The organism is Methanomassiliicoccales archaeon, assembly GCA_038850735.1.
In the GTDB taxonomy this organism is placed as follows: domain Archaea; phylum Thermoplasmatota; class Thermoplasmata; order Methanomassiliicoccales; family JACIVX01; genus JACIVX01.
Map to the genome: position 1 here is coordinate 1 of JAWCLO010000023.1, position 5,685 is coordinate 5,685.

The window sequence follows — 5,685 nt, forward strand, 5'->3', positions numbered from 1 at the left end:
AAAGCCTCGGCCCGCGCATCTGCTTCGCTTAAGCCCTGAGACAAAGCCTCACGATAGGCTTCCTCAAACTCCACATCCCACTTATCACTAATCCGCTTCAAAAAGAGCAGGATGAGAATAAACTTGTAATCCACCCGCGTCCTGATCAAATCGGCAGCTTTCTTCAATATAGAATCGATATCGCTACGGCTCAGGTGTTCTTCCTGTAATTCCTGCTGATGGTTGTTAAAATCATTCAATTTCTTCATCGAATTGCGAACTTTGGTTTTTCCCAATATCACACGCTCCGAGCAACTCTTATCCATCTAGCTGGCAAACATTCCAGTTGTTGATTTAGGAGATTCGCATTATTGCAACATTCTCGAAGTTTGCCACAACACGAATGAACTCTACTTCCGATCTCTTCCACCGTCTCCATACGGTAATACTCAGCGATAATATTGAGGATCTAAGATAAAATATTTTTTGCATCGTTTCATCCCATTTAGATATCATCATATTTCGATTCAAGGATTAATTTGATTGGAATCCTGTGAAGGCGTTATCAAAAAGCTTTTGTGTGCGATCAAAGCAAAAAAAATTGTGCATCCGCTGCCTATCTCTGCACGACAATTCTCACCGATGCGTTCCAAGTAGATTTTTCTTTTGATCCAATGATTTCACTCTTTCTATACAAGGCTTCGAGGATCATACAGATGATCTCTTGAAGATGAAAGAACAAGGAAATCGGAGCGGCAGGATTTGCGAATGAATAATATCCCTTCTTACTTGCATGCTTTTGTCCTACTTTCTGCCACACATCTCAGACGACTTATTGGTTTTGGCTAGAGCTTATCTACAGCATGAAGCATCAATCGTTCAAATAAACCAGTAAGTGCATTTAGTAGGGAACATTTCGCTTTTTTAACAAGAGAGAAGAATATGTAGCATAAATAAACCGGTTCTGGTTTCGTACACTTTGTAGTGATCACAAGAAGAGTCGGCATAACAGCCATATCTGCGAGAAATCAATTCACTCACTGCGCGTTCGATCCCTTTTTGGTTTTTGATGTAAATTCAAGACTCACACTGGATGCAGAGTTTTCAGCGTATAATGCGTTCTTTGAACACCAGAGTTCGAACGATCAAGAGGGTCCGATTTGGATCCAACATTACTGTTTTCAGTATAAAGCATGTGTTAGAAGAAATGAGACACAGCACGAATATTATCTTCACAATGTCTACAGCTACATATCGAGAAGAAATCATAAAATAAATCTCCTCACATTCATAATAGGAGGCGGGGATATTCATAGAGGAAGGGGTAGGATCAGAAAAAGGACTCAATCAAAAAAAAAGGAAACTTAGGACTGCTGTACTGGCCATGGCATTCATCATAGGCGTTATGCTCATCGTGTATTTTGCAATCTTCAACCCTGCGACCTCACTTTTAGCATCAGTACATGATAATGATGGTGATGGAATTGTAGACAGTCGCGACTTCTATGATTATGGAAATGGGAAGATCAAGATAAGCATAATCTCATATCAAGGAGATGGATCTGCTGACTTAATGTCAGATTCTGATCCTTATTTTATAATTTACATCTCTTACCCAATAGACTTAAAGGATTATTTTTACGATTACGATCAAAGTGCAGTTTTCAAGGATGTCGAATACCTAGAGAACCCTTTTTACGCAATTTTCGATATACCAGATAATACAACATCAATCAGTTTTACAATAAAAGTGTACGATTCAGATATTGGCGAGCCGCAGATGATTGACTACAATCCATCCGCCTCTGTGGAATTCTGGATCACGCACGTTGTTACCGCACCATTTTCTGGAAACTGGTCGAACGACGGCAGCAGTGATGGAATATCGGGAGAAATTGACTGTGAATTGACTTACAATCTCACGGTAGTAGCATAGCTGTTAATTCTCTAATTGTAACTTTTTTTCTTTCTCATTTACATCATTTCCGATCGTATAATTTTAATGATATTTTTATTGACGAAACTGCCCGGAAAAGAAGGGTGTGACAACATGCATCATGACATTAAAAATTTCGAAAGAATCCGTAAATTATTTAACTCCTTGAATCTAATATAAGCTTGGTAATTCCTTATTGCATATAAATGCTCTGGGGACAATTTGGGGGAAGTTCGATTGTCACTTCAGGGTATATTGAAGGCCTCATACTTTAGCGTCATCATCTCGTTGGTGCAAGAAAGCGAGGCTAGTCTCACCTATTACGGTCCGATGGTGAGAGGCTGGCTTGGCGATGCCCTTAATGAGCATATCCTCTTGCGAGAAGCTATCTTCAAGAATCCACACGTAGATGTAAGACCTTACTTCCTATTCACGAAGCACAGTGGAAACTGCATTGAGGTGAACTTGAAATTCATCGGTTTTTCGAGGTCGTTCCTGAAGGACTTAATCCAATCTCTTGAGTCTAAGACTGAAGGTCATCTAGGAGGAATCCCGTGCAAAATAAGGGGTATTAAGCTTTCTGAAGAAAGGATGCATCCGTTAACCTTGGGTAAGAGGGTACGAATAGATTTCTCTTCACCATTAGCTTTGGAAAAGGGAGGGGATCTACTGCTTATTCCTACTATGAACGACATAGTGCGCTCTCTAATTAGATCAGTAAACAGGTTTTGCAAATACTATTTAAAAAGCTGTTATCCAGTACACGTACCTCAGTCCCTTTTAGAAATACAATCTTCTCATATTAATTCTGAGATCAGCCCGTTTCTATGGGAGCACAGAAATTTAAGCGGTCGTATAATTCCGTTAAAGGGCATCACCGGATACATTGAGTTCGAAGTTGATGGAGCAGCGAGGAAGCTCGGATCTATATTGGGACTTGCGCAGGTCTTCCAGATCGGAAAGTGGGTGAATTACGGTTTTGGTAAAATAGAGGTTGATAGACTTGGAAGCTAAAGAAATAGGAGTGGTGAACTGGTTTACAAAGAAAAGGGAGAGCCCTTCGTGCTCGGGAGAAGAAATCGCCAACAAGATATGCGCTGAAATAATAGCAAGATATGTAAAAACAAAAGAAAAGGGTGTAAAGGGATTTGCAGAAGTCGTCTATGAGGTGCTATCGGGATACTCCGCTTATCCAAATTCTGCCTCTAATAGCGTATCAACTCAAATTCACGAAGACCTCATGAGGTATTGTGCAGATACTCGCTTTCCAGTCTGCTCGCTGTATCACCATATGAAAAATACTGCTGCAATTGCCTATATCCTTGCTTATCAAGCTGGATATCCAGATGAGGTCGTTCAGAAAATTCGCACTGCTGCCCTTCTCCATGACATGGGAAAACTTTACGCGCCTGGCAAGGGAAAACAGCATGTAGAATGGACAAAAAAATTCCTTTTGAATATACTCGGAGGAATCGACTCCCTTGATAACACCACAAAACACCACATTATAAGGCTGAGTACGAAGCACCATACCGCATCTTGGTATGATGAGTACACAGCATCAAATGATGATGAAAAACTCGTAGCCCTTGCTGATACAATTGCTTCTGCTACAGACAGGACTTATGAAGTTGTGATTAAATTCGCAGGGGATTTAACAGAGGCTCTTGAAAAAAACGAAGATATCAAAGCAGAGATCATCTCGGAGGACTCTATTTTTCCTCACCTCATCTATTTTGACGAAAGGTGTGATTTCCATTGTAAAGAATTCAGCCATCATTTGATTGGCAGAAATGAAAGGATTGAGGTTACGCTTTCTCCCCGTGCTCTCCGTGCAGATAACAAAAAGGATCACAATTATGTGATCCCCTTTTACGATGAGGTTGTATCCGGTTCTCCGATCATCTTTTTAAGGAGGGGGGGAAAAGAACAATCTCCCGAAAAAGTCGAGACAATCGGGCTTTTTGGCATCGATATCCAAGGGATCCAGCGTTTTGTAGGCGGTGCCAAGAAGTTACCAGCTTTGCGAGGAGGGAGTGCTATTGTCGACGAAGTGTTACGGAATTCAGAAAAAATCCTCTCTCGAGAATTCTCCCCCGAACTCATACTCTTTTCGGGAGGCGGCAATCTCGTTGCATTCGTACCAAAGGACGAGGAGAAGCTTGTTGCGATCAGGAAAGAGATTCAGGGATATGTCGACGATATTTCCGCTGGAAAGCTAAGGGTCGCGATCCGATGGATTTTTAAAGATCTTGGAGAGATCCAAAGTGAGTTCGGAAAGTGTCTCAAATCTCTTTTTGATAAGTTGGACGATGAGAAGAAGAGGCCAATAGAATTCACAGAACCGATTAGAGTGCAGAAGAGTGCAGAAGTTTGTTCATATTGCTGCGAAGGAATAGGTGAAGTGGAGACAAGTGGGGGAGAGTACATTTGCGGAACTTGCGAGAGCAAAAGGGGTTTCGCATTAAAGCGAAAAATATCAAACGAAGCAGAGACTCTCGAGGAAATATCAGAGACCATTGCCGTGATCGCTATCGATGGCAATATGATGGGACGCATATTCACACAGACGAAGACACCTGCTGAGTATAGCTTCAAAAGTGAAATTTTCGATTTCCACATAAATCAGATTTTTAAAGATACTTTGGAAAGGATCGTAGAGGATTTTAAGAAATCGTACAAATTCGAACCGAGGTATAAGCTCATATATTTAGGCGGCGACGATGCTCTCGTCATTGTAGATGCTAGAATTGCAATTCCCCTCGCAGAATCCTTCTTACGAAATGCCGCCGAGAGGCTGCAATTTGAGTTAACTGGCTTCGATGCACCGAGGCCAGTTGTCACATTCTCAGCTGGGGTTGCAATATCTGATTACAAATTTCCGATATATTTCCTGATAGATAAAGCCCACCAGCTTGAACAATATGCCAAGAGATATTTCAGAGAGCACGTAGTTCTTGACAACAAGGGTCTCTTCAAGCTACCGATTGGAGCGATGTCTGTGTCATGTGTAACAACTAGCATGCCCTCCGACGAGAACCTCACATTCGTACTCCCTCGAGACGATCACAAGCTACATGAAGTTACAAAATTCATGCTCAGGGTCATTAGTAGGGACAAGAGGGGCAAATCATGGCGTCCGCTCGTATCAGCGCTTGTAAACGCAGACGATGACGTACGAGCGAAGCTCAATTTTATCAAGCATCTCTATGCCAGGTGTTCAGATAAGGAAAGCATCAAGGCTGCGGCAGAAGTAGAAAGAACTGGAATACTTGAGATCGTCCGTGATCTCGTGAGCGCATGGGATGTAAAGAAGGAACTGGAAATCCTCGTGCCAATGATCTGGTATTATGAGCAAACAAAAGAGGAGGAGTTGATGCATGGAAATTCTTAAGATCATCATCGAGACCACGACAGCGTTTCACACATCTGGTGGCAGAATAGGGTCTACAATCGATATCTTGAGGGACAAATATATTCAGAATGGTGCTACGAAAGAGAGGTTCATTATCCCAGCTACCCACATAAAAGGAGTTTTGCGCTCGGAGGCAAAGCGTATTTGGGGGCAAAATAAGAGGATAGTCGAGTTGTTCGGGGTGGAAGAGCAGGAGGGAACGCAGGGATATCAAGAACCCGTGCTCAAATTCACAGATGCCTGGAGTTCTAATTCGATCGTTGCCGAGAGAACGCATGTGAGCATCGACCGGTCAACAGGATCTCACACTGAACGTGAACTGTTTATGGAGAATGTCATCCCAGCCAGGTCTATT

6 protein-coding genes are annotated in these 5,685 nt (G+C 42.1%); 4 read left to right on the plus strand and 2 right to left on the minus strand.

Annotation, left to right across the window (positions count from 1 at the left end; genetic code table 11):
- Together QW087_08145 and QW087_08150 are read right to left on the minus strand one after the other, a co-directional pair.
- On the minus strand, positions 1-275 hold a 275-nt coding region (locus QW087_08145; protein ID MEM2944695.1), incomplete at its 3' end, for a type I restriction-modification system subunit M N-terminal domain-containing protein.
- Between the two features lie 320 nt (positions 276-595).
- Positions 596-799, minus strand: coding sequence for a hypothetical protein (locus QW087_08150; GenBank protein MEM2944696.1), 204 nt, complete (start codon positions 797-799; stop codon positions 596-598).
- Between the two features lie 564 nt (positions 800-1,363).
- Between QW087_08150 and QW087_08155 the strand changes: the two genes are divergently transcribed.
- The 4 genes from QW087_08155 to QW087_08170 all read left to right on the plus strand — a co-directional run.
- Positions 1,364-1,915, plus strand: coding sequence for a hypothetical protein (locus QW087_08155; GenBank protein MEM2944697.1), 552 nt, complete (start codon positions 1,364-1,366; stop codon positions 1,913-1,915).
- Positions 1,916-2,152: 237 nt separating this feature from the next.
- A complete protein-coding gene (gene cas6 / locus QW087_08160; protein MEM2944698.1) occupies positions 2,153-2,929 on the plus strand; it encodes a CRISPR system precrRNA processing endoribonuclease RAMP protein Cas6 in 777 nt (258 codons plus the stop codon).
- The gene (locus QW087_08165) at positions 2,919-5,309 is read left to right on the plus strand and encodes an HD domain-containing protein (protein ID MEM2944699.1); all 2,391 of its coding nucleotides are present in this window, start codon (positions 2,919-2,921) and stop codon (positions 5,307-5,309) included. The genes cas6 and QW087_08165 overlap by 11 nt, the downstream gene beginning before the upstream one ends.
- Positions 5,296-5,685 (plus strand): RAMP superfamily CRISPR-associated protein (locus QW087_08170; GenBank protein ID MEM2944700.1); only part of this gene is annotated, 390 nt, incomplete at its 3' end. The genes QW087_08165 and QW087_08170, both read left to right, overlap by 14 nt.